The 24,522-nt window shown below is 50.4% G+C and carries 20 protein-coding genes and 3 pseudogenes; 12 read left to right on the top strand and 11 right to left on the bottom strand.

The features are described 5' to 3' along the window. Nucleotides 1–91: 91 nt before the first annotated feature. From JWR98_RS10055 to JWR98_RS10025, 7 genes are all read left to right on the top strand, one after another. Nucleotides 92–1,117 carry a glycosyltransferase gene (locus JWR98_RS10055; protein ID WP_205489921.1) on the top strand — a complete coding sequence of 342 codons (1,026 nt, stop codon included), beginning with the start codon at nt 92–94 and terminating at the stop codon, nt 1,115–1,117. Beyond that, on the top strand, nt 1,117–2,298 hold the full coding sequence (locus tag JWR98_RS10050; protein WP_205489920.1) for an NAD(P)/FAD-dependent oxidoreductase: 1,182 nt from the start codon (nt 1,117–1,119) through the stop codon (nt 2,296–2,298). Before JWR98_RS10055 ends, JWR98_RS10050 begins: the two co-directional genes overlap by 1 nt. Next, nucleotides 2,291–3,085, top strand: coding sequence for an NAD-dependent epimerase/dehydratase family protein (locus JWR98_RS10045; protein WP_205489919.1), 795 nt, complete (start codon nt 2,291–2,293; stop codon nt 3,083–3,085). Before JWR98_RS10050 ends, JWR98_RS10045 begins: the two co-directional genes overlap by 8 nt. Then, nucleotides 3,082–3,918 carry a sugar phosphate isomerase/epimerase family protein gene (locus JWR98_RS10040; RefSeq protein ID WP_205489918.1) on the top strand — a complete coding sequence of 279 codons (837 nt, stop codon included), beginning with the start codon at nt 3,082–3,084 and terminating at the stop codon, nt 3,916–3,918. Before JWR98_RS10045 ends, JWR98_RS10040 begins: the two co-directional genes overlap by 4 nt. Before the next feature lie 2 nt (nt 3,919–3,920). Further along, nucleotides 3,921–4,277: an SMR family transporter gene (locus tag JWR98_RS10035; protein WP_205489934.1), complete on the top strand. Its 357-nt coding sequence runs from the start codon at nt 3,921–3,923 to the stop codon at nt 4,275–4,277. 11 nt (nt 4,278–4,288) lie between these two features. Next, nucleotides 4,289–5,107, top strand: coding sequence for a glycosyltransferase family 2 protein (locus JWR98_RS10030; RefSeq protein WP_205489917.1), 819 nt, complete (start codon nt 4,289–4,291; stop codon nt 5,105–5,107). 64 nt (nt 5,108–5,171) lie between these two features. Then, entirely contained in the window at nt 5,172–7,136 is a 1,965-nt protein-coding gene (locus JWR98_RS10025) for a hypothetical protein (protein WP_205489916.1), read from the top strand. A gap of 503 nt (nt 7,137–7,639) precedes the next feature. Here the strand turns inward: JWR98_RS10025 and tnpC (JWR98_RS10020) are convergent. Together tnpC (JWR98_RS10020) and tnpB (JWR98_RS10015) are read right to left on the bottom strand one after the other, a co-directional pair. Then, a complete protein-coding gene (gene tnpC / locus JWR98_RS10020; RefSeq protein ID WP_205489915.1) occupies nt 7,640–9,172 on the bottom strand; it encodes an IS66 family transposase in 1,533 nt (510 codons plus the stop codon). 18 nt (nt 9,173–9,190) lie between these two features. Then, entirely contained in the window at nt 9,191–9,538 is a 348-nt protein-coding gene (gene tnpB, locus JWR98_RS10015) for an IS66 family insertion sequence element accessory protein TnpB (protein WP_225908657.1), read from the bottom strand. A gap of 97 nt (nt 9,539–9,635) precedes the next feature. On the opposite strand from tnpB (JWR98_RS10015), the pseudogene JWR98_RS10010 reads away from it, so the two are divergent. From JWR98_RS10010 to JWR98_RS10000, 3 genes and pseudogenes are all read left to right on the top strand, one after another. After that, nucleotides 9,636–10,482, top strand: a pseudogene (locus JWR98_RS10010) (IS630 family transposase); the annotation flags it as partial. A gap of 182 nt (nt 10,483–10,664) precedes the next feature. Then, entirely contained in the window at nt 10,665–11,888 is a 1,224-nt protein-coding gene (locus JWR98_RS10005) for an acyltransferase family protein (protein ID WP_205489913.1), read from the top strand. Between the two features lie 2 nt (nt 11,889–11,890). Continuing rightward, nucleotides 11,891–12,352, top strand: a complete 462-nt coding sequence (locus tag JWR98_RS10000; protein ID WP_205489911.1) for a hypothetical protein — start codon at nt 11,891–11,893, stop codon at nt 12,350–12,352. 271 nt (nt 12,353–12,623) lie between these two features. Here the strand turns inward: JWR98_RS10000 and tnpC (JWR98_RS09995) are convergent. From tnpC (JWR98_RS09995) to tnpB (JWR98_RS29360), 3 genes and pseudogenes are all read right to left on the bottom strand, one after another. Then, nucleotides 12,624–13,704: pseudogene (tnpC, locus tag JWR98_RS09995) on the bottom strand (IS66 family transposase); the annotation flags it as partial. Nucleotides 13,705–13,769: 65 nt separating this feature from the next. Further along, a complete protein-coding gene (locus tag JWR98_RS29745) occupies nt 13,770–13,847 on the bottom strand; it encodes a hypothetical protein (protein WP_263974481.1) in 78 nt (25 codons plus the stop codon). Between the two features lie 5 nt (nt 13,848–13,852). Further along, complete coding sequence (gene tnpB, locus JWR98_RS29360) at nt 13,853–14,017, bottom strand: IS66 family insertion sequence element accessory protein TnpB (protein ID WP_263974266.1); 165 nt, start codon at nt 14,015–14,017, stop codon at nt 13,853–13,855. Between the two features lie 213 nt (nt 14,018–14,230). Here tnpB (JWR98_RS29360) and JWR98_RS09985 point away from each other — a divergent pair, with 213 nt between their 5' ends. Next, nucleotides 14,231–14,422, top strand: a complete 192-nt coding sequence (locus JWR98_RS09985; RefSeq protein ID WP_205489932.1) for a DUF2514 family protein — start codon at nt 14,231–14,233, stop codon at nt 14,420–14,422. A gap of 23 nt (nt 14,423–14,445) precedes the next feature. Here the strand turns inward: JWR98_RS09985 and JWR98_RS09980 are convergent, their stop codons facing one another. Next, nucleotides 14,446–15,990 (bottom strand): hypothetical protein, encoded by a 1,545-nt coding sequence (locus JWR98_RS09980; RefSeq protein WP_205489909.1) that lies wholly within the window; start codon nt 15,988–15,990, stop codon nt 14,446–14,448. Between the two features lie 291 nt (nt 15,991–16,281). On the opposite strand from JWR98_RS09980, the pseudogene JWR98_RS09975 reads away from it, so the two are divergent. Further along, nucleotides 16,282–16,472: pseudogene (locus tag JWR98_RS09975) on the top strand (DNA adenine methylase); the annotation flags it as partial. Between the two features lie 81 nt (nt 16,473–16,553). On the opposite strand, the gene JWR98_RS09970 reads toward JWR98_RS09975, so the two are convergent. The 5 genes from JWR98_RS09970 to JWR98_RS09950 all read right to left on the bottom strand — a co-directional run bounded on the left by JWR98_RS09970 (nt 16,554) and on the right by JWR98_RS09950 (nt 24,521). Next, nucleotides 16,554–17,510, bottom strand: a complete 957-nt coding sequence (locus JWR98_RS09970) for an NAD-dependent epimerase/dehydratase family protein (protein ID WP_205489907.1) — start codon at nt 17,508–17,510, stop codon at nt 16,554–16,556. After that, nucleotides 17,507–18,919, bottom strand: a complete 1,413-nt coding sequence (locus JWR98_RS09965) for a glycosyltransferase (RefSeq protein WP_205489905.1) — start codon at nt 18,917–18,919, stop codon at nt 17,507–17,509. The genes JWR98_RS09970 and JWR98_RS09965 overlap by 4 nt, the downstream gene beginning before the upstream one ends. A gap of 150 nt (nt 18,920–19,069) precedes the next feature. Then, nucleotides 19,070–19,879 (bottom strand): glycosyltransferase, encoded by an 810-nt coding sequence (locus JWR98_RS09960; RefSeq protein WP_205489903.1) that lies wholly within the window; start codon nt 19,877–19,879, stop codon nt 19,070–19,072. Next, nucleotides 19,801–20,400: a glycosyltransferase gene (locus JWR98_RS09955; protein WP_205489901.1), complete on the bottom strand. Its 600-nt coding sequence runs from the start codon at nt 20,398–20,400 to the stop codon at nt 19,801–19,803. Before JWR98_RS09955 ends, JWR98_RS09960 begins: the two co-directional genes overlap by 79 nt. After that, complete coding sequence (locus tag JWR98_RS09950; RefSeq protein WP_205489899.1) at nt 20,397–24,521, bottom strand: methyltransferase domain-containing protein; 4,125 nt, start codon at nt 24,519–24,521, stop codon at nt 20,397–20,399. The genes JWR98_RS09955 and JWR98_RS09950 overlap by 4 nt, the downstream gene beginning before the upstream one ends. Nucleotide 24,522 lies beyond the last annotated feature (1 nt).

Raw genomic sequence — 24,522 nt, 5'->3', positions numbered from 1 at the left:
AAGCGCCACCGTTGCGCGGGATACATTTTTTCGCTATTGCTCGGATTGGTGTTCTAGCAGGAGCTTTCAGCCATTCACTTAAGAGTAAGAAATGTCCTTTTATCCGTGTTTTTTGTCTGTCGTTTTTGTAGTGAGAAATCAGGCAGCAAGCCTGGAAAGCACCCTGTCTGACGCAGTGGCGGCCATTGCAGGCATAGTCAGTGACTATGAATTGATCGTGGTGGATAACGCCTCGGACGATGACAGCATTTCAGTGCTGAAACAGCTCACTAGTGAGAATGGCCTGGCCAATTTGCAGGTGTACGCGTTGACCAAAGAGGTCGATGCGGATACCGCCTCTTGGGTTGGACTGGAGAACGCGCTTGGCGATTTCGTTGTCGTGGTTGATCCTCTTGTCGACGACATTGGCTTCGCACCGAAAATGCTCGATTGCGCAGTCAGCGGTGCTGATGTGGTGTTTGCCAATAATTCACAAAAACCCGCACAAAGCCTTGCTTATCGTGGGGCTAACATCGTTTTCCATAGCATCTACAACCGCTTCAATGGCGTCCATCTAGCCAAAGAGGCACCGCAATATCGAATCCTGAGCAAACGGGTCATCAATTTCATCCTGCAACATCCGCAGCCGGTAATGACCTACAGACATTTGCCTGCCACCGGTGGATTCGCGCGCGCGTACCTGGATTACAGCTCTGCGCCCAAGTCCTCCAGACCCAAGCGCTTGGGGGAGAGCATTGACCGTGGCATGCGTTTGCTGGTCTCGACGACACGTACACCGATGCGTTTAGTCACGACGCTTTCCCTTTTTGGTGCCATCTCCAATGTGGTGTACAGCGTCTATGTGCTGGCGATCGGCATTTTAAAAACAGATGTTGCACCAGGATGGGTCAGTTTTTCGCTACAACAATCGGGCATGTTCTTTCTGATCTCGCTTGTTCTGCTGGTTTTGGGTGAATACATCCTGAACATGGCCAGCCTGTCGAATGAAGGCCCGCTGTATCATGTAGCCCAGGAGTTCACCAGTGCCCGCATGACTCGGCTTGAAAAACTGAATATCGAAACAGTGGTGTCGGATTCAGATAAGGCGACAGAACCCACTCGTGAATTCGTTTCCTGATGTCGCATCTCGATCCACACCCACCGTCTCAGGATGCCGTGATTATTGGTGGGGGATTTTATGGCGCGGCTATTGCGGTCTATCTGGCCAGGCAACGCGGCCTCAAGCGCATCGTGCTGATTGAGCGAGAGCCCGCGCTACTGATGCGCGCCTCTTACAACAATCAGGCGCGTGTGCATAACGGTTATCACTACCCACGCAGCTTCACGACTGCGTATAGAAGTCGGGTTAACCTGCCTAAATTTATCCGGGACTGGCCGCTCGCCATAAAGAAAGACTTCACCAAGCTCTACGCTATCTCCCGACGCAACTCGAAGGTCACGGCCAAACAGTTTGAACGCTTCTGCCAGCAAATCGGGGCGGATATCAAACCGGCAGATTCCATGTTGCGAGACCTATTTGAGCCTCGTTTGATCGAGGATGTATACCTCGTTGAGGAGTACGCGTTTGACACCACGCAACTAGCGAGCTGGGCAGAGCGCGAACTAAAAGAAAACGGTGTTCAGGTCCGCTATCAAACTCGGGCGACCGCGATTTCGAAAGGGGCTCAGGGGGCTTTGCAAGTTGTCGTCGAAAGGCATCAGGGAGAGCAGGAGGTTCTCAGTAGTCGTTATGTATTTAACTGCACCTATAGCAGCCTTAATCAGTTCAAGGGTGATTTCCCTGGCGTTAGTACGGGCCTCAAGCAGGAAATCACGGAAATGGCCCTGATGCAGATGCCTCCGTCACTCGAAGGTCTAGGTGTCACGGTGATGGATGGCCCGTTTTTCTCCATGATGCCCTTCCCTGCGCGTGGACTGCATACCTTGTCCCATGTTCGCTATACACCGCACCTGAGCTGGAGTGACCAGCAAGGGTTAGATCCTTACGAAAAGCTACGCCATTACAAGCGCGACACTCGCGTGGACAGGATGGTCCGGGATGTGGGGCGTTATATGCCCGAGGTATTGAAAGCCAAATACATGGACTCGTTATTCGAGGTCAAGACCGTTCTGCTGAAAAACGAAGGCGATGACGGAAGGCCAATCCTTTTTGAGAAGCACGCAGAGTTGCCCGGATGTTATTCGGTCCTCGGCGGTAAGATTGATAATATTTATGACGTCTTTGAAACCCTCGAAGCTGAAAACATCACCAGCATTGACGATCAAGAAAAAACTAAATTTGGAGTGGTGAATGTTTAATTCGCTTATTGGTTATTCGGGCTACGTAGGCGGCACCCTTCTCAAACAGGAAAGTTTCACCTCTCTTTATCGTTCAACTAATATTGGCGATATTGATAACCAGTCATTTGATACGGTGGTGTGTGCTGGTGCTCCGGCGCAAAAGTGGATCGCCAATCGGGAGCCGGAAGCCGATCGTCAAAAAATCGAGGCACTGATTGCGCACCTCAGAACCGTCAAGTGCCAGACCTTCATCCTGATCAGTACCGTGGATGTCTTCAAGAGTCCCCTGGGCGTTGACGAAGACACGCCTGTCGATGAGGCGGACCTGCATGCCTATGGTTTGCATCGCAGATTGCTGGAGAAATTCGTCGAAGAGCACTTCCCTAACCATCTAATTGTGCGTCTGCCAGGCCTGGTAGGCCCAGGGTTGCGCAAGAATGTCATTTTCGATTTTCTCAATGACAACAACCTTCAGGCCATTGATAGCCGCGGCGTGTTCCAGTTTTACCCAATGGTCAACCTTTGGTATGACATTCAAACCGCCCTCGCTGCTGGTTTGAAACTGGTTCACCTCACTGCCGGACCTGTCAGCGTGGCAGAGGTGTCTCAACAAGGCTTCGGTAAGACATTCACCAATACCTTGCCTAATCCCGCAGCGACCTATGACCTGCAGACCAAACATGCCCAGGTATTTGGTGCGACGGGGCACTATCAATACAGCGCCCGGGAAACGATCCAGGCCGTCAGGGCGTATGCGCAGTCGGAACCACTTGCGATCAAGGCCGATGTGAGGATAAACACATGAGGTTGGCGATTTCTAATATTGCGTGGGACGCCGCCGAAGATGAAGCGGTCGCAGTCCTGCTTCAGCGATTTGCAGTTGACGCTATAGATATTGCACCGAGCAAGTATTTTCCAGAGCCCACAAAGGCTACAAACGAAGATATCGCGGCTGTCAAAGACTGGTGGGCTCAGCGTGGGATTGAAATCACCGGCATGCAGGCGCTCTTGTTTGGTACCACGGGTTTGAACGTCTTTGGTTCCTCTGAAACCCAGGCGGCGTTGCTGGCGCATTTGACGGAGGTATGTCGAATCGGAGCCGGTTTGGGTGCGCACCGCTTGGTTTTTGGCTCCCCCAAAAATCGCGATCGTGGCGGATTGAACAATCAAGAGACCTCGGACATCGCTGTTTCTTTCTTTCGGCGGCTAGGCGATATCGCTTCCACCTGGGGGGTAACAATCTGCCTTGAGCCCAATCCTACTTGTTACGGCGCTAATTTCATGACCACCAGCGCAGAAACCGCCCTCGTGGTGAAGACGGTTGGGCATCCGGCCATCCGTATGCAGTTGGACACCGGAGCGCTCACGATCAATGGCGAAGATCCTCTGGCGGTTCTGCAAGACTGTGCCGCGCTGATTGGGCATGTACATGCCAGCGAACCTGACTTGTTGCCATTGGGTGACGGTGGCACTGAGCATGGGCAGGTAATGGCTGCCCTGGCGCAGTGCCTGCCCACTCATGTGGTCTCCATCGAGATGGTGGCGACCAGAGAAGAGCCGCATCTGGTATCGATTGAGCGCGCCCTTCAGGTGGCGACGCGGCATTATCGCCGGGCTGGTGTCGAGGTGAGCATATGAGCATGAAATGGCTAATACTGGTTCTAGGTATTCTCTCCAATGCTTCCGCCAGTGTTCTGGTGAAGATGGCCATGATGCCCCCACGCAAGTTTCCCTCACTCAGTGACCCATTGGCGGCGTTGAGTAATTGGCCATTTTGGCTGGGGCTTGGGCTATACGGCGCAGCCTTTCTGCTTTATGCCGCTGCCTTGGCGCGCCTGCCGTTGAACGTGGCACATCCTGTTCTGACCGCAGGTGCGGTAGCGACTGTCGCCTTGTTTTCGGTCGTGTTTTTTCGTGAATCCTTCCACTGGACTACAGGGGCAGGAATCGTATTGGTAATTGCTGGCGTCGGGCTGATTACTGCTCGGGTGGCGTGATGGAAAACATGATGAACTCTTCTGAAATTGTTCCTGCTGGCCGCGAATCATGGCAAGTCCCTTCTTTTGATACGCAACTCTGGCTGGGTCGCCAGCACCCCTGGTGCGTGGTGATTCCGGTAATCAATGAGGGCGAACGAATCAAGAGCCTGCTGGCCAGAATGGCAGCGCATAAAATTGAAAGTATTGCCGATATCATCATTGTCGACGGCGGTACAACGGACGGCTCGCTGGAGTTGCAAGCCTTGCAACAAGTCGGCGTGCGAGGTTTGCTGCTAAAGACTGCTCCTGGAAAACTCAGCGCCCAGCTTCGCTGCGCTTATGCCTTTGCGCTCGACCAGGGCTATGAGGGCATCGTTACCATTGATGGTAACGACAAAGATGACCCTGAGGCTATCTTGCGCTTTATTGATGCACTAAAACAGGGTGTCGATTTTGTGCAAGCCTCGCGGTTTGTGTCCGGTGGAGTGGCTGAGAACACACCTAAATCGCGCGATTTCGCTATTCGCTTTATCCATGCGCCCATGTTGAGTCTTTTCTCTGGTTTCAAGTGGACTGATACCACTCAAGGTTTTCGGGCTTATAGTCGGAAAATGCTGCTAGATCCAAAAGTCTCTTTGTTTCGTGATGTATTTGTGACATACGAGCTTTTGGCTTATCTTTCTTATCGGGCACCGAAGTTGGGTTATCGCTGTGTTGAATTAGCGACTGTTCGACGTTACCCAAAAGGTGAGGTGCCGACAAAGATCAGTGCTGTCAAAGGCAATTTGTTGGTGATTTCGGTTTTGTTTAAGTCTTGTTTTGGTATGTATAACCCGCAAAAACTATGATAGGTTGGTGTCTATGTTGTGTACTTATCGCTTTTTTGAATTTCACTAATTATAAGAGCTAGACATGTTATTGATAGGTAGTAAAAAGCATGGGTTCGCTTTGTCTTCAAAGTGCTTTATTTTCATTTACGCGGTTTTAGTCTTTTTCAGATTCTGGCTGACTGGTGACAGGGACATAGTTGCAACTAATAGTCCATATGATGAGTATTGGTATATAGAGAGCGCATCTAGGTATATTTGGGGAGGTGGATATACCCACATGGCTTTCGCTCAAATACCTACCTATTCAATTTGGCTGCTGAGTTTGAATTTTATAGGTATTCCTGCTCGGTTGGGTATCGATGCTCTTTGGATATGCTCCAGTCTTTATCTTGCCCTAGCGATTACACGGTTTACCCGTTGGAGAGTAGCAGGATTACTGGTATTCCTGCTGTTAGGTTTTCATCCTTATGCAATCATGGTTTTTGATCGCGGGCTTGCAGAAACATTGCTTGGCGCATTAACAGTTTTAACTCTGGCGGCAGGCATCGAAGTCTGGAATCTAAGAAGCGCAGAAAATTGCCTTGCTAAGCGGCTCTCCTATATTTTATTTGTTGCAGGTTTCGCCTTTGCCTATTTGACTCGCAAGGAAGGCATCGTTTTACTTGCACCCTTGATAGTCGTTCTTTTCTTTTCTTTTTTTCAGAAAGACGTTTGGTGGCATGGCCGCTATTGGCAGAAATTGGGGGCAAAACTAATTATCGCTCCTCTGCTTGCAACAATTTTTCTAGGTGGTGTGATTTCTGTCTGTAACTATAGTCGCCTGCATATGCTGGTGCTCAATGAGCTTTCCGCTCCTGGTTATCAAAGTGCGGTCAAAGCGTTGAATAGTATCGATGTTGGTCGTACTCCAAAGCACGCTACTGTTACTGCTGCTGCCCGATCTCTAGCGTATGAGGTAAGCCCAACATTTCGAGAGCTGGCTCCGTTTTTTGAAGGGCCAATCGGTAAAGAAATTGCAGCGCATCCTATTGCCGGATCAGATGGTGAAATAGGAAATGGCTGGTTCTATTGGGCTCTTCGTGATGCTGGTGCAACTGCTGGTTGGTTCACTAGTGCAAAAAAAGCTGATAAGAAGTTTTCCCAAATTGCCTTGGATATTAATAATGGTTTCGAACAGGGGAAACTTATAAAAAGGCCGTACGTACTATCCTCTTTTATAGATCCCGATATGGGTAAGTGGGTAGGGGATGTGCCTGATTCTACCTGGAAAACTTTCCTGCTGTTGATACTTCCTAGGTATCAATTTGAGCCACCTAATGAAACTGCGACACCAATACAATTTGAAAAATATGTATCCATTGATGGCCGAAGAAAAGTCCCCCAGGAACGCGGCATTTCTGGCTGGGTTGCAGCACCGTTAGGTAGTCTATTGGCTCTCGCCGGTGATGAAACGCCAAACAATTGGAAATCTATAGGTCCCCAGAGACGGGCTGATATTTCGGCGGAAGCTTACCCATTTCAACTTTCAGTCGGTGCAAACACCGTTCCAAAGTACATCTACTTAAAGGGTTTGAATGGCGAAATTTCGAAAGCAGATATTTCAAAAGTAAGGGCAGGTGATAGTATTTCTTTACAAGGAAAGGTTAACTCTGTTATCGGAGTGGACGAGGTCTCTAGCCTTAGTAGTTCTCGCTTAGATAAGGTTTTTGCATCTGCCAAAGCCGCTGGTTCAAACAATTATTTCCTTTATCAAATGTATAGTTTTATTGGGTACTTGCTTTCTGTAGCGATCGTGGTGGGCTTCATCCTGTCCGTGTTCGCTAATCATAAAGATATATCTTTTTTGATTCTAATTGTCATGGCCGGTTTGGCTGCCCGGTGCTTGACCCTGGGTATTCTGGATGCTAGTTCCTGGCCGGGCACGCAGGTCAGATATGTATTTCCTGCGCTTCCGTTTTTCGTCACTGCAGGTGTCATAGGGTTCTATGCAACTGTACGCTCGATTCAAACTATAGCCAGGCGTACTTGCGCCCCGCAGTCGTTGTAGCAATGATAGCTCCTGCCCTTCTATCCAGCAGAGATCGGCAGGTGTGGCGTTTTCGAATGCGGTTCTTGCTTTAGCTTTTGGTGCAAAACTAACAAAGCACAGAATCCGAGTGAACATGCGCTGATTAGTGTTTTTTTAGTGAAAACCAACTTAGTGGTGCTGGCGAAATTAATGTTCTATCACGTCTGAAGCTTACATCATTGTTGAACTTCTTGGCATTCAGTGAGGCAAATGAGAGCACTAGTGTCCTGAGCGGTTAGTTCGATTATCGAAAAACATGTCGATATACTAACCAGACGTCGGCCTCACTTAGCAGTAGTGCGCATGGCCAAACCTGCCGCCCCATTCGTTTTAACGCTATCTGACCAAGCCACACTGCAAGACTGATCGCGGATGGTCTGGCTGGCACAACGTCTCGGGCAGAGGGCCAAAATTCTGCTGTTATTGGCTGATGGATTGTAAGCGCTCCATAAACCCCACCTAGTCAAAAGCGGGCGGTGCGTTTAGCTGTGGGATCCAGGCTTGCAATTCCACGGCAACAGAGCTTCGTAATCTTCGACCGAGGATGCCTGTGGTAGACGCTCCAGTGCGTGGCGCAGCCACGCATAAGGCTCTTGGCCGTTGGCTTTGGCGGTCTCGACCAGGCTGTAAAGTTGAGCACTGGCCGTCGCGCCTTTGGGTGTATCGCTGAACAACCAGTTCTTCCTTCCGATGACGAAAGGCCGGATCGCGCGCTCGGCGGTATTGTTGTCGATGGGCAGGTAGCCTTGCTCGACGTATCGTTCCAGTTTGCTCCAGTTGTTTGCCAGGTAGGTCACAGCCTTGCCCAGTGCATTCTGCGTGGTCATGTATGGGTGCGTTTTTTCCATCCAGGCCTTCAGCTCACTCATCACCTTGAGACTTAAATCTTGACGTCCATTTTTCCGCCCCTCATCGCTGCTCTCTTTGAAGGCGATCTCGATGCCGTATAGTTTGCTGATCAGCTTCAGCGCTATATCCGCCCGGCCTGTCTTGCCTTTGGGTTGCACTTTTTGCGCTTCGACAAACTTACGGCGTGCATGAGCCCAGCACCCTAAACGCTCGACTCCGTCCTGCGCGCCAAGCGCGTTGTAACCGGCGTAATCATCGGTCATGAGATAGCCGCAGTAGCCATCGAGCAGGCGCGTTGGAACCTCCTGCGAGCGGCTGGTGGAGTAGTCAAAAAGGATCACTGGTTTGTCTGGCGGGCCACCGGTTTGCACCCACATCCAGGACTGACTGCTTGGCTCCCGGTCAGGCTCTTTCAACACCTGCACGCGTGTTTCATCGCAGTGGATGACCCGACTGGCCAAGAGGCTGTCGCGCATTAAATTCAGCAATGGCTGAAAGTGCTCACCGCATTGGATAACCCAGCGAGCCAGGGTCTGACGTGGAATATCGATGCCATGGCGGCCCAGTACTTTTTCAAAGCGGTGGAGCGGTAAACCGTCCACGTATTTGGTGGTCAGCAGCATCGCCAGAAAACTTGGGCTGGCCATGCTTTTTTCAATCAGTTGAGCCGGCTTGTCCGCAGTAACCGGGGCCGTTTCGCAGTCGCGACAACCGTAAACTTTACGAACGTGTTTGATCACTCGGATCTGCATCGGTACGATTTCAAGCTGCTCGCTGACTTCCTCGCCAATCGCGTGTTTACGGCAGCCGCAGGCACACGTCAGTTCATGCTCGGGAAGTTCGTGGATAACCTCGATACGTGGCAGGTCGGCAGGCAGCGGCTTGCGTTTGCCGCGACGCTTGCCTGGTGCGACAACCTCTTCTTCGACGTCTTCGTCGACAGGCTCGGCGATGCTTTCCGCCTCGTTGAAAAGGGCTAGCTGAGGCGTCGCCAGATCGGCTGTCTGCTCGGACTTACGTCCGAACAGGCGCTGGCGCAGTAGCGCGTTTTCTTCTTCAAGATGGACGATGCGGCCCTTATTAGACTCGCGCTCAATCAGCATCTGCTCTAGCAATTGCTTGAGTAGCGCGGGGTCGTCAGGAAGGTCTTTGGGCATCGAAATCATGCCCTGGATTATACCGAATCAGGCCACGAATCGTGGCGTCAAAACCTGATGGGGACGGTTACGCCAGAGGTCAAAACCGTCGAGCATCCAGTTGAGTTCCTGGACGGTCAGGACTATCGCCTCGTCGCTGGCATCGGGCGATGTTTTAAAGCGCTCGGATTCGAGGCGCTTGAGCCATAGGCAGAAGCCATTGCGCTCCCAATATAAAATCTTCACTCGGTTGCGGGGCTTGTTGAGGAAGACGAAAAGCACGGGGTCAAAAACCGCGACCTTAATGTCCAACTCGACCAGCGCAGCCAGGCCGTCGATGGACTTTCGGAAGTCGACGGGTTTGGGGATACAGATACACTTTTTCGACTTTTGCATCGGGTCGCATCATGGCGAACGAGCTCCAGAAAGAATCGGGAGCACAGCATCCGGGATCAGCTAAGCGCTTTGAATGTGGGGTTCATGGAGCGCTTACGATGGATTCACGTCCAAAGACGTCAGCCATCCGCTTCAGATCTCGGAGCCGATGGTTCAAATGGCGAAAGCGCTATCTGGAGGCGGGTCTTGAGGGCTTGAACGACCCGAAATCCTGACGTTGACCACTCGGCGCGTACCCCCCAGGAAGTCACTCACTGGAGCGTTCGTTTGATGGTCAAGTATTCGCGGGTCACCACGTGGCAGGTTCGTCAGGTCTGGGCCGCTTCCGACCTCAAATCCCATCGTCTGAAGACCTTCAAAATCAGCAGCGATCCTCATTTCGCCGACAAGGCGGTCGACGTGATCGGGCTCTATCTGAACTCGCCGGATAACACCCTGGTGTTGTCGGTTGACGAGAAAACCCTGATCCAGGCGTTGGATCGCACCCAACCGATGCTGCCGCTATCCCCAGGTCAATCGACACATGATTACAAACGCCATGGTACAGCAGTCTATACGCGGCATTCGACATAATGACCGGCCAAGTCATTGGGCGGTTTATCCGCGCCATCGAGTCAAGATACTTCTGGCTTTTCTGTAACAGATTGAGCGCAGCACGCCAGCTGGCCTGGATCGGCATGTGATCCTAGATAACAGTTCGATCCACAAAACTGCTGCATCAAGCAATGGCTGGAAAGCATTCGCGTTTCAAATTGCACTTTACATCGACAAGCGCGTCCTAGCTGAACGCCGTGGAAGGTTGGTTTGCACAACTGGAAAGACTAGCGCTGTACCGGGGCGCCCTTACCAGCGTCGCCGACCTGACGACGGCTAGCCGCCAATTTATCGAGGCTCACAATGAGCATTCAGCCGAGCCGTTCGAGTGGAATAAAACGGTTGAGGCCGCAACAGCTACGCACGCTCCTATCGCCTCATCCCAACTAATGAGACGCCTGGACCAGTGGTTACATCAAAAAAATTTGACATGGATCCGAGGCATCGACAATTTGAATACATGTCGTGTACTCCTTTAAATCAGAGTGACATAGCGATACCATATCCCCCCTTTTTTATCGTGGTACGAACTGTGAACGTTAAGCACAAATTGGACGCGCTGACGTCCCTGCGGTTTTTCGCTGCAGCGATGATCGTACTTACCCACGCGCACCCGATCTTTGGGTCATTCGGGATCGCCGAAGCCGCTCCGTTAGGCCAGGGCGTTTCATTTTTCTTTGTGCTTAGCGGATTCATTCTCGCCTATAACTACAAAGACTTCTCGAAAGATGGGTCTATCAAGCGGTTTTTGGTAGCTCGATTTGCGCGTGTGTGGCCGCTTCACTTCGTCACCTGCATCATGTGGATAGGGCTGATATTCCACTTTGACCGTTATACCTATTTCGGTGGGGAATCAGGCATGTTGCGGCTGATTTCAAACCTAACATTGGTTCAGTCTTGGATCCCCCTCAAACTGTGGGCCTTGTCATTCAATGGCGTCGCATGGAGCATTTCCAACGAAATGTTCTTCTACCTACTGTTCCCGCTGCTCATCGGGCTGTGGAGCAAGCATTGGGCGAAGCTATTCTTTGCTGCAACCCTCGTGGTGACCGCGTTCATCGTGGCCGGTAATGCCTTGGAATTGAAGTCTACCGACAATTATAACGGCGTAAGCTTGCTGGGAACGATCTACTTCAACCCAATGGTCAGGGTTTTCGAGTTCATGTTCGGGATTTTCTTGGCAAAAGTATTCATGACGCCAGCAATACATGAGTTCAAAGCCAGTACATTCGGCTGGTTGTATTTTGAACTGATGGCGCTCGCTCTGGTTGTCGCAGGTATGCTGCTGGCTGGCAATCCTGCACGGATTGCTGATACGTTTGGCACCGCTGCTGGCTATTACTTTCAACGCGAGGGTATCTGGCTTATTTGGGGCGTACTAATCCTGGTATTTGCTTTGAGCAAAGGGCCAATTGGTGCACTCCTATCGACCAAGCCGCTGGTCTTCTTGGGGGAAATCAGCTTCTCGCTTTACCTCGTTCATGCAATTCTGATCACATTTATTGAACCTTACACCGAAGCGATCAAACCTTACGGTCTTGCTGGATACGCAATATTCTGGACGATTGCATTAGCCTCATCGGCCCTGCTCTATAAAGGCATTGAGGACCCTTGCCGTTGCTTGATCATGAACGCATGGGATCGTCGCCACATATCCATGAAAGAAAATTTCAGATCAAGCTACGGCCCGGTTGCGATCAGCTGTGTTCTCGTGCTCACTGCCACCGTCGCTGCATTTCATCTGAATAGGTTCTGAAAATGAAGAAATATTGGTTGATCCCCGCTATCGCGGTAGCTGCAGTTGCAATGAGTATGATTTATTCAATGCTAAGCATAGAAAAGCCGAAAATTGTCGACGGAAAGGTCACATTTATTGATGGCACAACCATCTCTGAAGTAAAATATGAGTCGTCTGACTCCATTGACAAACACAAAGTCGCACTCATCAAAATCATCCCAGGAACACTTAGCGGGCTAAGTTTCGCCATTCACTTAAACGATTCAAATCAAAAGATAATCTCCAACGTAGGCGACTTCCCTCTGGTAAAGTACTGTCAAGGGAACAAGCTTCTCGAATGTATTATTCCTATCTCTCGCGAAGACTTTGAGAACGCCGTAACACTGGGCATCGCTGCATATGCGATACCTGGCCAGCTTGTTCAGATCAAGGAAGGCAGGGCTGATTGGGACGATCATCGCGCCATTTTCCCAACAAAGTAGCGCATGCCATTTACTAGATTTGAATCTAGGCGGATGGGCTTATTCAATTGAAAAACCGGCCAATTCAGCATTTCTGTCCACTTGAGGCAAAAGCTATCTAGTGTTTACCCCCATTGGCCTTGATGGCCTTGGGTGATCACCCAGCAATTCCTCCAATACCGAGCCTCCCAATTTGTTGCTGAACTATCGGCTATGGATGACTCGCGACGATGAGGGAAGAGTAAGCGCTCCATAAACCACCGAGCTCAAGGTTGGTGGCGCGCTCTCTGCTAGGAGATGCCAGCGAGCAGTTCCACGGCAACAAGGCTTCGTAATCTTCAATCGAGGATGCCGCTGGCAAGCGCTCAAGCGCGTGGCGCAGCCACGCATAGGGCTCCTGACCGTTGGCTTTGGCGGTTTCGACCAGGCTGTAAAGTTGAGCGCTGGCTGTAGCGCCTTTGGGCGTGTCGCTAAACAGCCAGTTCTTGCGTCCGATCACGAAGGGGCGGATCGCGCGCTCCGCGGCGTTGTTGTCGAGCGGTAAGTAGCCTTCCTCGACGTATCGCTCCAGTTTGCTCCAGTTGCTTGCCAGGTAACTGATGGCTTTGCCCAAGGCGTTCTGAGCGGTAACCTGTGGCTGCGTCTTTTCGAGCCAGCTTTCAACTGAGCAAGTATCGGCAAACTTTTTTCGTGACGGCCGACTTTGCGTTCAGCGTCACTGAAGTCTTTAAGGTCGCGCTCGATACCATACAGCTTGTTGATCAGGTCAAGTGCGATGTCGGCACGCCCCGTTTTGCCCTTGGGCTGCACTTTTTGTGCTTCAACGAACATGCGACGAACATGCGCCCAACAGCCTAAACGCTCGACGCCTTCCTGTGCGCCCAAGACGTTGTAACCGGCGTAATCATCGGTCATCACGTGTAACCGCGATAACCATCGAGCAGGCGCGTCGGCACCTCCTGCGCTCGGCTGGTGGAGTAGTTAAAAAGGATTACCGGCCTATCGGGTGGGCCGTCGGTTTGCACCCACATCCAGGAGTGGCTGCTTGCCTCGCGGTCGGGCTCTTTCAACACCTGCACCCGCGTTTCATCGCAGTGGATCACGCGGCTGCACAGCAGACTGTCGCGCATTAAATTCAGCAGCGGCTGGAAGTGCTCGCCGCACTGGATCACCCCGCGAGCCAAGGTCTGGCGCGGGATATCAATGCCGTGGCGGCCCAGCACTTTTTCAAATCGATGAAGCGGTAAACCGTCCACATATTTGGTGGTCAGCAGCATCGCCAGAGCGCTCGGGCTGGCCATGCTTTTTTCAATCAGTTGCGCTGGTTTGTCCGCCGTGACCGGTGCCGTTTCGCAGTCGCGGTAACTGTAGATGCCCGAGGTCAAAACCGTCGAGCATCCAGTCGAGTTCCTGACAGTCAATACAATTGCCTCGTCCGTTACAGCAGGCGATGTTTGAAGTACTCGGACTCCAGTTGCTCGGGCCAAAGGCAGAAGCCGTTGCGCTCCCAATACAAAATCTTCAACCGGTTGCGCGCCTTGTTGAGGAAGACAAAAAAAGCACGGGGTCGAACACCGCGGCCTTGATGTCCAGTTCGACAAGGGCAGCCAAGCCGTCGATGGATTTTCGGAAGTCGACGGGCTTGGGGTAGAGATACACTTTTTCGACTTTTGCGTCGGGACGCATCACGGCGAATGAGCTCCAGAAAGAAATCGGGAGCACAGCATCCGAACATCACGCGGCGGCTTTGAATGTGGGGTTTATGGAGCGCTTACCAATCAACAAGGTGGTCCAGAATGGTCAAGCGCTTATTGACACCGCTGCCGCTGCTGTCACTGCTGCTAATCGCGAGTCTGACCGGTTGCACAGCGCAGCCGATGGCGTTGCCGGTCGCATCGCATCGCAGCCAGTCAAGCCAGCGGCAATTCCTGCACTGCCGCCGCAAGCGCGGCAGCTACCCGCGCCGTCATGGTGCTTTCCGACGTGCTCAAGCGCGCTGATCAGCGAGCGGGCGACTTGGCTGGATTTGCTGACCAAAGCCGTGCCCGCGGAGTAACGTGCGAACAGGCGTATGATTCGCTTGGGAGATGATAGGGCGGTTTATTTTTTCTTGATTAAGTAGTCCGCCTCAACTCTTTTAAATTGCAAGCTATCAGTAGGTAGCCCCTGACAATTACAAACATGCATGCAGGTATAAACCCAAAGTACCAAAGTACGTAGTTCAGGTGGACGTGTATTGCCGAGTGCTTTTGCATCAGAATGAACCAGCTGAGTGGGGCAAGCAGAGTCACCAACACCAGCGCCGCATCCCGGCGAGCATTCGCGTCACGGATATAAAACTGTGCGACGAGTGATAATCCGGTAAGTAGCAGAAGCGTACTGAAAACATTGCTTCCCTCGAGCCAGAACAATACTGGAGTTTTCCACTCGTTTACGTATTCGCTGATTAAAAATGACAGGGGAATGTCTGGTCCACTGACCACCACTCCATTTAGCCGACCGAGCGCACTGTATTTCAACGCATCCCTTCCCAGCGTCTGGCTAATCCCTTCAGCTAGGGTGTCGGCGCGGTTTATAGCATGCACTAGTATGGCGATCAGAAAGCCAGCTACTGCCACCCCTCCCATAGTCACCGTCATTCGAATTGCTTTTTTCAGTCCTAATATCGGGCTTGCTCTGAACGGGTCGATCATAAACACCATGAGCGACATCAGTACGATTGATGAAGTATACTCATACCCAGCCAGAGACTTCAGGAAGATCAATGCCCCATACAGCGTAATAGCCACTAGGCGCGCGCGCGAGCTGGGAGGGCACCGATAGGCATACATCGCCATTACGGTCGGCAGGAACCAAAGGAAAGAAGCCCAGTATAAGTTTCTGGAAATCGCTACCACCCATGGCGAACCGACCATGCAAACAAAAAATACCGCAGCAAAAGTAGTTGATATGGTTAGCCCTATCTCGCGAATCATCAATGTCAATGCCAAGGCCATCATGGCGGACATCAAGAATTGGAGCGAAGAAACTGAATCAACAAGAGGAAAGTATTTGTAGGCGAAGGAAAGTGCGAGAGCCTGAATGCCGAACTGTTGCGGATATTGGTTAAAGCTAAACTCAATCTGATCGCCAAGTTTTATGGTTTCATCACTTTTGATGCTGTTTGGGTTAATAAAATCCCCTCTATAAGAAACTACATCATAAGGTCCTGATCTCTCGACGCTGTTTATGGCCCTGACTCGCTCGCCAGGGAATGTTATGTGTTGACCTGCTCTAACTTCGTTATTTGCATATCCGATTGAATTAACATCCGCTATTTTGATCAAAAGCTTATTGGCTGAGTTGCTGAATCCGTTTGTCCAATAGTCATCTGAAATCCTGGCTGTCTCTATTCCAGTTGGAGTATCGATTCGTTTATACACAGCAAGAACATTGGGCCCTTTAATGGGTTCCCCGCGCTCAATGAAACCCAAATTGCTATGGCCGGTGTCGATGCCGTTGGCATCAGCAAATATTTTGCCAAGAACTAATGCCTCAGACCCATCTCGCCAAGTCTTGAACTGAAAGTCAGATGTTGTTTTGAATAGGTTGAACTGGAATGCCATTAGCATAACTAGGAACGCTAGTGCAAATCTTGATTTTTTTATCGCAGCTTTCACGGATATTCCATTAAGAAAGGTAGTTTCCTTTGTCAGACTGTCGATCGTATCAGATGGCTCGGGTTTGATGAAGGCTTGCCGCAGGCACTGGAGGCTTGAGTGTGTGATGATTTAGTCAGGATGGGCATTGTCTGCAGTTGACGTGCTTTAGGTGGCTTGGTGTCTGGTCGGCAGAACGCCGGAAAGGGATGACCACTGTAGGAATATACAACGCTAAGTTATTGATTTTTATAGGCCGTAATGCGTGTTTCAAACATGACGTAAAATGGCGTTTTTTCCTTTTATATCAACATGCGTCCCCAGGCTGCGCCTGTTGAAGTTCTTAACGACATCAACGGCGACCTGGTGACGCTCTACCGCGTCGTACAGAACCACCTGGAGGAATTCGTGCGCCAGTTCAAATGGGCGCTCAGCTCCCGGCAGTGTTTGAATGGCAGAAGATGACCCGCCCTGAAACCCTCACCGACATCCAGCGCGTCGCATCAATCCGGTTAGGTCTTGCGGAACCCAAAGCGCTGTGACTCAAGCGTGTCCCGAAACCCTAAGATTTACGGGAGCGTTAGTCAGTCGCTTTCATCGGTCTTCGGTTTATGATCCATTTGGTTCATATACCATTCAATGGTACTGGTGAGGCCGTCTTCCAAATTGCGCTGGGCAGCCCAGCCCAGTTCCCGTTCCGCGAGGCTGCAATCTAAAACATTAATCGGGACATCGAATGGGCGCCCCGGTTTGTAAGTGCGCTCTATGGGCTTGTTGATGATCTTTTCAATAGTATTGACAAGCTCATTCAGCGATGTACCGGAGCCTGATCCAAGGTTGAAAACTTGATGTTTTCCATTATAGGCCAATGCTTTGATAAACGCGTCGGCAAGGTCTTTTATATAAATATAGTCGCGGGTAACACTACCATCACCCCATATTTCAATGGGTTTATTGGCAACGGCCCGGTTAATAAAGGCGGCGACCGCACCCTGAGCGGTCTCAATACGTTGACGTTCTCCATAGGGATTTGCAACGCGCAGAGTAATAGGTTGGATTCCATGCAGCTGGCTGTACAGGTACAGATATTTTTCGATTGTCAGCTTACTGATGCCGTAAGAAACTTCCGGCTCTGTAGGGTGGGTTTCGGGAATTGGCATCTGATGTGGGCGGCCGTACACGGTACCCCCTGAGGAAATAAACACAATTTTCTTGATATTTAGCTCAACCATTGAATCCAGCATGTTTAGTGTGCTGACAACGTTGGTTTGGATATCGTAAATGGTATCTTCATTGGAGGATTTGGGAAGGGTCGTTGATACTAGATGAAGTATCCCGTCTGTGCCTTCCATTGCGCTATGAAGGTTGTGCTTGCTCTGAAAGTCGCCAGTGATCCACTCAACCGATTCGTCTTCTGTAAATGCTCGATAAGGCTCCACTCGCGGGCGTTCGAAAATACGGAGGCTGTGCCCTTCTTTTAAAAGTTGATCTGCAATAGTGGACCCGATGAACCCGCCACCACCAAAAATTACATATTTCATACGTTCTCCTTTTTTTCGTACGGCCTTTTCATCAGCCTGATATACGCCTCGTCCAAGGCCTTGGCGTACATTTTTAAGGGGGAGCCTGCAATCCTTGGCGTCCGATGCGAGCCATTGATTTCAGTGATGGAATTAATCCTGCTTTCAAGTATATGGGCCAATGCCTGGCTGTCACCGGCAGGAAATAGCTCGACGTTGTCTTCGGTACTCAAATATTCCGTAATACCTGTGACATCGCTGGCTATCACAGGAGTACCGCTTGCCACGGCATTCAGTAATACTAAAGGAGCGTTTTCTCGCCAAATTGACGGAATAACAAGCGTGTCCAGCTCGGCCATCACGTCGCCAATCAGATCATGCGCGAAAGTGCCGGCGAACTGAATGCGCTGGTCTCCTGCACTCAGGGCCTTTAAAGACGCAACGTAGTCTGGATAGTGTTCCGTGTTACCGTATATTCTCACAACTACATTTCTGTTATTGATCGCTTTGATTGCGTCAAGCAAGACGTGACAGCCCTTATGAGCAACCAATGTGCCAATGAAACCAATGGTGAAATCTTGAGATCTGAAGTGTTCTCTGGCGATTAAATCACGCGTTGTGACAGGCGCCTCAATTGCATAGCGGAGTGCTTGTATCTTTGCCCTAGGAATGTTGTTGGCAAGTAATAACGATTCAAGCGACTGCGTGGGTGGCAGAATAAGATCTATTTTCGACAGATAACTTGTAATGGCAGAATTTCGATTTTTTAAATCGATAAAAACTCTTCGATATCGGGTTAGCTTAGTAATCGGCAGATGAGAAAAAAGCCGGAAAATTAAAGATATGAGTAGTGATGGTGTTTTTTTTGCCAGCGTTACTACGAATCGCTTATTGGTGTTTATTAACAGGTGTTTTAGGCAGTTTTCCGCGCGCGGTCCCGGGCCCAGACATTCAGATGAGCCCCAAGGTTTCAAAAGTTGGCAAGTTCTGCACGCCAGCCAATAGTCCGTGGGCGTGAATACTGTGGGAACTTTGCGCTGCAAACAGGATTTCAAACAGGATAACGTTAGATTTTTGAAATGAAAAAAATGGACCAGGTCCGGTACGAATGAGTCGAGAATAGCCTCAAATTCCGGAACCAAACTTTGATTGTAATACTCCTCCAAGACGGTCTCGGTGGTGAATTGTCCCTGCCTGTACGGCGTCCAGATCCGATGTACTATAAGCCCTTGATATTCATAGGTGTCGCTCGAATAGCCTTGCCCCTCTCGCAGGGCGCCTGTAACTATGCGCACGTCATAACCGATGCTGAGCATCGCTTTCGCGGTGGAGAGAACGAGCACTTCGGTTCCGGCACCGAACGTCGGGAAGAACTGATGCACGCAAAGCAATATGCGTGGGGCGCGATAGGGCAAGAGTGAGCTGCTCATACGGCCTCAGAGGGAGTCGGCATTTGCGCTACGTGCCTTGAATGCTGGATAAACAAAAGGAAGAACATACTGCCTAGCACCATACATCATGTTGTGCAACGAATTGCCATCATCCGTTTACTGGATAGATGGCAATCATCGGCTTAGTAATCAGGCGCCATACATGGCAAATGTTTCCCTTGCCATCATTTCTGGGGTCCGATCGTAGTGTGTAGTGGCAGCCATACCATAAAGGGTCGAAGGCGCCAACACCAAGCTGGATAGCTTTCTATACAAGTCGTCAGCGCTTCCTCTCGCAAACGCCTGACCATTGACCCCGGGTTCGAGAAACTCTGTCATACCCTGTACGTCGGAAACGAGCACCGGGGTATGTGTCGCCAACGCATTGAGCAGCACCAATGGGCTGTTTTCATACCACTTCGAAGGTACCACGAGAAGATCGAGATCCCTGAGGATTTTGACCATATCACCTTTGTCAAAGGTGCCCAGAAATTCGATATCGCCGCCGGTTGCCTTAGCCCTAAGGTCAGCCATATAGCCGGGATCCTGATCTGCTGGGCCATAGATCTTAAGGCGTGCTGCATTTTTTGGCAGCCTTTGGAATGCATCAATCAGCAGGTCGGTACCCTTATGGGGGGCGATCTGGCCAATGAAGCCGATGGTCGGGATGTGTCCGGCCGCGCGAGCGGGTTTTGCGGTGCGATCAATATCAATACCAAACCAGAGCGCGTGCATGGGCACTTTCACGTCGTTGGCCAGATAAGCTTTTTTCAGAAAGGCCGTCGGCGCAACGGCCCCCTTATAGCCCTGGTTATAGAGGGAAATAAGCGTGTCGGGACGTCGAGCGATGTCCTCAATCGTGCCATCTATTTCACCGTTCTTTAGCCCTGGCATTTTTCGCAGGAACGTCGCCGAGGTTGCGATGACTTTTGCAGCCGTTGCCGACTTGGCATAACCCATCCACCCACCGACTTTGCCGCGAGCGCTTCCTTGATATAGCACGCTACACAATTGGACCGACTCGGGGATGGCCCTGCGCAAAGCGCACCATCCGCAGCTTCCAATTTATTGTTAAGGCAAAAACCAAAGAAGTCGGTGAAGGTGGCATAAGTAGGAATGCCCAGCGCTGAGGTGGCTTCCAGCAGCACGGAGGTATGATTAATCAAATGAGTGACATGCACCACATCCGGCTTCAATTCAGACAGCAGTGATTTGAGTATCTCGCGCATTTCTGGTTGATAGTACGTCTCTTTGATACGACTGTGCGGTACCTTATTTTTGTCCACGCAGATAACCTTAATGCCCTCATATTCGAAATGAGAGAGGAGGTTTTCTGTTGCGGGCTCACCCTGAAAAATCGCACTGACGACAGTCACGTCATGGCCCCAAGCGGCGTAATTCTTCGCCAGCTCCAAGGTGTAGGTTTCTGTCCCATAGAAGTGGTCAGGGAAGAAACAATGTACAAAAAAGACGATTTTCATTTTTTCTTTTCAACCATGATGTCGCTGTAAATGTTCTGATAACCCTTAATCATTGCCTGAATTGAAAAATTATTCTGGGCCCTTTTTCTATGGAGTTCAGCGATTTTTAGGCGACGCGGAGTGTCTTCAAGCAAAGATACAATGATATTAGCCAGTGCCTCGGAGTTTCCGGGCGGTGCAAGCAGAGAAGCGTCTTCGACGATTTCTCCTATCGCACCAATATCGAAGCCTACCACCGGCACGCGCATATTCATCGCAAACGGGCTGACTTGGCCGAAACTCTCTTTCCAGACAGGCGCCACAAAAATCTTCATGCGTTCATAGATGGCGGGCAGAGCGTCATAAGATACATAACCAGTGAACTCAAAGTTTTCAGCAACACCCGCCTCTTCGGTAGCCTTCATGAAAGGCTCCATCAAACTGCCACCTCCCACGATCAACACCTTGGTTGACGGTTTTTTCTGGACCGCCAGGATGAAAGGCATAATGGACTCGGCATTGAGTTTATCCCCTTCAAGGCGGTAAACCATCCCAATGCAGTCTTCTTTAGGCTTGCGATTATTCCGTGATTGAAACATGGCGAAATCCGAACCCGGATAAACTGTCACATGTTCAGACTGGTCTTTACCAAATACACGCCTTACATAGTCGCTAACATATACGTAGCGTTTGATAGCCTCCGAGTAATACGGCATCACCGGAGTATTGATATTTTGAATAACCGGAATGTTCAAGGTTTCTGCGGCCTGTATCGACTTGGCGTACCAAGGCTCGTCACAATCACCCCAATAGTGCATGTGGATAAAGTCAGGGCGAATCTCTTCAAATAGCTTTACGAACGGAGCTTCGTCATTAGGGAAGCGAACCTCTTCAACAGGTATTCCAATATAAGCTGGGGGTTGAGGTGCGAAGCTGGTCACGATCCTCTGATCGTATTGACCGCCAAGGTACTCGTAAATATCGACTACTAGTCGCGATGAGCCCCCAGTCATGAAGTTGGCGATTACATGTACGACAACTGGCCGAGTACTGGCGATTTTTTTGGGTTGTTTTACTAAATAGCCGGATTCAGGCGCCGTACCGACAGCTAAGTTTGCATTGTTGGCACGAAAACTTTGGATAATAGGACGCAAGGTGACGCGTAGACGATTTCTTAATGCGGACGGCATGATCAGGCTGCCGCTCAAATAAATAATTTTAGCAATGCCGCGCATTGATACCGGGCGTGCTGCAATAGCGTCCCGCCAGCGCAGGAGTCGGGTTTGGCTTAATTGGTTAAAGCGAGATTTTTCTTGCTCTATTGCATGAGTCCAGCTCTTCTGTTCTTCTGATAGCTGCACCACAGTCCTTTCTAACTGCTCCTTCAGTGAATTAATGACATCATCCTTTTCGCTAATAGTGGCGTTAAGACGGTTAACTTCCATGTCCAGCTTAGTAAGCTGAGAGTCATTTTGAAGGAGTTGCAAGTTGGCCTCGAGACTTTTCTGGTGTGTGTTGGCGAGCAATGAGTCTTTTTCTAAAATTATACGATTGAGCCGATCTATCTCATGTCCTTTTTCGCTTAGTTGAAAATCTTTTTGTTCATGAGCCACGTTAGTGCTGAAAAGCTCTTGCCCTATTTCACTGAGGCGTGAGTCTTTTTCCGCAATCGTGGTTTGAAGACGGCTTACCTCAGACCCCAGCTCTCGAAGGTAGGCGTCTTTTTCAATCAAAAGCATGTTTAGGCGGCTGATCTCAACACCGAGATCGTTAAGCAGGGATTCTTTTTGGTGTGTTGTGGAGCTCAGAGTGGCGATCTGTTCGCCTACCTCATTCAGCCGCACATCTTTTTCAACAATAACATTGTCTAGATGACTAAGTTTTTGACCAATCTCATTCAATAGATTGTTTTTTGCATCAATCAGTAAGTTCAGTCTATGAAGTTCTTGACCGGTCTGGTTGAGCGCTTGGTCCTTTTCAATTGTGTGGCTGTAAATTTCATTGACTTCACGCTTCGCCGTTTCGGATACTTCGCTCAATATAATATCTTTATTGACTAGGAGCTTGTTGAGTCGATCAATTTCGATGCGCATCTTCTCAAGCTGTCGTAATTGCGAGATCCGATCACGTTGCAGTTGGTGCCACCACTGCGGGGTCTTATGCTCTGCGTTGTCTGCGTAACGCAATGCGTAAGCACAGGCGGTAGCATACTCAACGATAGCGCCAAGTTCATACAAACCGAAGTCACTCGGGTTATCAAGCGACCCATAGGCCGTTTTCCAGTCGAGTTTTAACGCCGCTTCAGCGCAATTCAGGCCTTGCCGCCAATAACCTACCGCAACCTGAGTGTTAGATCGGCCGGACTCTATCAGGCCGAGATTCAGATAGGCATGGATTTGCTTGGTAATAAGTGTAGGGCTATAGTCGGCGCAGTTGAATGCAGCGCAGGCTAAATAATATGAAACAGCTTTTTCAGTTTCACCAAATTTTTGCCAGAGCTGCGCAATCAGATAGCACAGGGAAACCTGCCATCTCATTTGTTGAGGTGTCGACGAGGAGGCTTGTAAATAAGGCAGACATTGTTCTTCGAAAAGCTCAATGTCAGACCATCCGCTTTCTCCGCAGGAATATATTTGATAGCCCGATACACACAGCGCAGCGCCCAAGTCCGGAGTCGTGGTCGTTGCACTCAGTGCGACCTGGGTGCTGATGGTGTTAAGCAGTCGGGCATTAGTAATTCGATGGCCGATGGTGACCATGCCTTTAACCAACCAGGGGTTGTCGTAGTCTTCAAATCGCGTTACATGCCAGTCTGGGTTATCCGGATACTGGTCATACGTGGTTTCCTCATACGGCACATGAGCGCCTTCTATCGGTGTTTTCATCCCGACCAGCAAGCACCATTCGCATTCCGGATCATCACTGGCGAGTGTGTCGACGCTGGTTTGAAAAAGTTGGCGTGTTCCGACCGCCCATTGATTGTTTTTCTTGTATTGATCTGCGGTTTGCCCGAACGCTGATTCGACAAGAAAGTGCTGCTGCGTTTCCTCAAGGATTTTGTTCCACGTATAGACATGGAAATGGAAGGGGTTTGGATCTTCCCCTGTCTCGTCGGACCAATCGTTAGGTACAGATAACACGATACGCCCGGCAGGCGTCAGTACCCGATAGAACTCGGCCATCAGCGATTTCGGGTCTTGCACATGCTCCAGCGTTTCAAAGGAGGTGATCAGATCAATCGAGTTGTCAGGGATGTCAAACAGCGCTTCGGGCAGCCATCCTTCGTTGAAGCGCAACTGCGTGGACTGGGCTGCAAAATTCAGCTTGGCGTATTCAATCGCGTATTCGCTTCCATCAATACCCAGCACGCTACTGGCATCGGAACACTTGCGTAAAAGGTAAGAGCCGTAACCCAGGCCGCACGCGGCATCCAGCACTCGATCCCCCGGCCGAATATACCGGCTGGCCAATACATACCGAATGATATGAGCGTCGGAGCGACTACCCGGTTCACGGGTCATGTCCATGTGCAGGTCACGCTCTTCCACAAGCGCGGCGAGGGGATACTTTTGCGCCGCTTCGACTGGAATTTTCTCCAGCGGAATAGCGACTTTTCCTTGTTCTTTTTGAAGGGCCTGGTAATCGTTCACCCTGTAATAAGCTGCATGCTTACGCGCGCCAGCCTGAAAAAACTGGGCTTCGCAGTACTTCCTGAACGCTGAAGCTTGAGAGGGTTCCGGGTGGTCCAAATACAAAAATATGTTAGCGCTTGAGACGCGAATAATCTCATCTACGAAATGCGCAGCAAGCGTACCTTGTTGCGGAAGCGCAGTGACTAAGACGGTGATAAATTGGCCGTCGGTGAAAGGAAGGTCTTCGCCCTCGAGTTGTAGAAAGCGTCCGCTAATCCGCTGCTTGCAGTACTCAGTTTGGGCTGGGTCCATTCCCAAATTGGTGACTTGAACGCCGCTGGCCAAAAAATACTGCATCAGGGGCAGGTCTGAAGGGCCTATATGTAAGATCGCGCCGTTTCCGCAACTCCCAAGCAATTGTTCAGCAATCTTTGCTATTTCATCGTTAGGCATGAAAGTCGGGGTGTAGGTCGAAGCGCATTCAGTAACATCAGCGGCATTAAAAGTCATC

The sequence above is a fragment of the Pseudomonas lactucae genome (assembly GCF_016937615.1).
Taxonomy (GTDB): Bacteria; Pseudomonadota; Gammaproteobacteria; order Pseudomonadales; family Pseudomonadaceae; genus Aquipseudomonas; species Aquipseudomonas lactucae.
Note: the sequence above shows the minus strand (reverse complement) of the source record. Positions and strands in the feature narration are given on the sequence as shown.

What these genes read in the sequence shown, in the direction of transcription:
- JWR98_RS10055 (WP_205489921.1), top strand. Translation starts at nt 92, where the DNA reads ATGTCCTTTTATCCGTGTTTTTTGTCTGTCGTTTTTGTAGTGAGAAAT.
- JWR98_RS10050 (WP_205489920.1), top strand. Translation starts at nt 1,117, where the DNA reads ATGTCGCATCTCGATCCACACCCACCGTCTCAGGATGCCGTGATTATT.
- JWR98_RS10045 (WP_205489919.1), top strand. Translation starts at nt 2,291, where the DNA reads ATGTTTAATTCGCTTATTGGTTATTCGGGCTACGTAGGCGGCACCCTT.
- JWR98_RS10040 (WP_205489918.1), top strand. Translation starts at nt 3,082, where the DNA reads ATGAGGTTGGCGATTTCTAATATTGCGTGGGACGCCGCCGAAGATGAA.
- JWR98_RS10035 (WP_205489934.1), top strand. Translation starts at nt 3,921, where the DNA reads ATGAAATGGCTAATACTGGTTCTAGGTATTCTCTCCAATGCTTCCGCC.
- JWR98_RS10030 (WP_205489917.1), top strand. Translation starts at nt 4,289, where the DNA reads ATGAACTCTTCTGAAATTGTTCCTGCTGGCCGCGAATCATGGCAAGTC.
- JWR98_RS10025 (WP_205489916.1), top strand. Translation starts at nt 5,172, where the DNA reads ATGTTATTGATAGGTAGTAAAAAGCATGGGTTCGCTTTGTCTTCAAAG.
- tnpC (WP_205489915.1), bottom strand. Translation starts at nt 9,172, where the DNA reads ATGATTTCGATGCCCAAAGACCTTCCTGACGACCCCGCGCTACTCAAG.
- tnpB (WP_225908657.1), bottom strand. Translation starts at nt 9,538, where the DNA reads ATGCAAAAGTCGAAAAAGTGTATCTGTATCCCCAAACCCGTCGACTTC.
- JWR98_RS10000 (WP_205489911.1), top strand. Translation starts at nt 11,891, where the DNA reads ATGAAGAAATATTGGTTGATCCCCGCTATCGCGGTAGCTGCAGTTGCA.
- tnpB (WP_263974266.1), bottom strand. Translation starts at nt 14,017, where the DNA reads ATGCGTCCCGACGCAAAAGTCGAAAAAGTGTATCTCTACCCCAAGCCC.
- JWR98_RS09970 (WP_205489907.1), bottom strand. Translation starts at nt 17,510, where the DNA reads ATGAAATATGTAATTTTTGGTGGTGGCGGGTTCATCGGGTCCACTATT.
- JWR98_RS09965 (WP_205489905.1), bottom strand. Translation starts at nt 18,919, where the DNA reads ATGAGCAGCTCACTCTTGCCCTATCGCGCCCCACGCATATTGCTTTGC.
- JWR98_RS09960 (WP_205489903.1), bottom strand. Translation starts at nt 19,879, where the DNA reads ATGGGTTATGCCAAGTCGGCAACGGCTGCAAAAGTCATCGCAACCTCG.
- JWR98_RS09955 (WP_205489901.1), bottom strand. Translation starts at nt 20,400, where the DNA reads ATGAAAATCGTCTTTTTTGTACATTGTTTCTTCCCTGACCACTTCTAT.
- JWR98_RS09950 (WP_205489899.1), bottom strand. Translation starts at nt 24,521, where the DNA reads ATGACTTTTAATGCCGCTGATGTTACTGAATGCGCTTCGACCTACACC.